Origin of the sequence: Streptomyces sp. NPDC005485 (genome assembly GCF_040606085.1) — a bacterium.
Taxonomy (GTDB): domain Bacteria; phylum Actinomycetota; class Actinomycetes; order Streptomycetales; family Streptomycetaceae; genus Streptomyces.
Genome location: NZ_JBEXDZ010000335.1, coordinates 1 through 1,042 on the forward strand (window position 1 = coordinate 1; position 1,042 = coordinate 1,042).

General features: G+C 57.1%; 1 rRNA gene. It reads left to right on the top strand.

From position 1 onward, the window contains the following. Positions 1-1,042: ribosomal RNA gene (locus tag ABZS97_RS44045) — 23S ribosomal RNA — on the top strand; the annotation flags it as partial.

The following is a 1,042-nucleotide window of genomic DNA, read 5'->3' on the forward strand; positions in this document are numbered from 1 at the left end:
TCGTGACTGCGTGCCTTTTGAAGAATGAGCCTGCGAGTTTGCGGTGTGTTGCGAGGTTAACCCGTGTGGGGAAGCCGTAGCGAAAGCGAGTCCGAATAGGGCGATATAGTAGCGCGCTCAAGACCCGAAGCGGAGTGATCTAGCCATGGGCAGGTTGAAGCGGCTGTAAGAGGTCGTGGAGGACCGAACCCACCAGGGTTGAAAACCTGGGGGATGACCTGTGGTTAGGGGTGAAAGGCCAATCAAACTCCGTGATAGCTGGTTCTCCCCGAAATGCATTTAGGTGCAGCGTCGTGTGTTTCTTGCCGGAGGTAGAGCACTGGATAGGCGATGGGCCCTACCGGGTTACTGACCTTAGCCAAACTCCGAATGCCGGTAAGTGAGAGCACGGCAGTGAGACTGTGGGGGATAAGCTCCATGGTCGAGAGGGAAACAGCCCAGAGCATCGACTAAGGCCCCTAAGCGTACGCTAAGTGGGAAAGGATGTGGAGTCGCAGAGACAACCAGGAGGTTGGCTTAGAAGCAGCCACCCTTGAAAGAGTGCGTAATAGCTCACTGGTCTAGTGATTCCGCGCCGACAATGTAGCGGGGCTCAAGCGTACCGCCGAAGTCGTGTCATTCATACACATATCCCCAACGGGAGTATGGATGGGTAGGGGAGCGTCGTGTGCCGGGTGAAGCCGCAGCGGAAGCTAGTGGTGGACGGTTCACGAGTGAGAATGCAGGCATGAGTAGCGATACACACGTGAGAAACGTGTGCGCCGATTGACTAAGGGTTCCTGGGTCAAGCTGATCTGCCCAGGGTAAGTCGGGACCTAAGGCGAGGCCGACAGGCGTAGTCGATGGATAACCGGTTGATATTCCGGTACCCGCTGTGAAGCGTCAAATATCGAACCAGGCGATGCTAAGTCCGTGAAGCCGTTCCGGACCCTTCGGGGAATGGAAAGTGGTGGAGCCGACGGCCCGGACCTGTAGTAGGTAAGTGATGGGGTGACGCAGGAAGGTAGTCCAGCCCGGGCGGTGGTTGTCCCGGGGTAAGGGT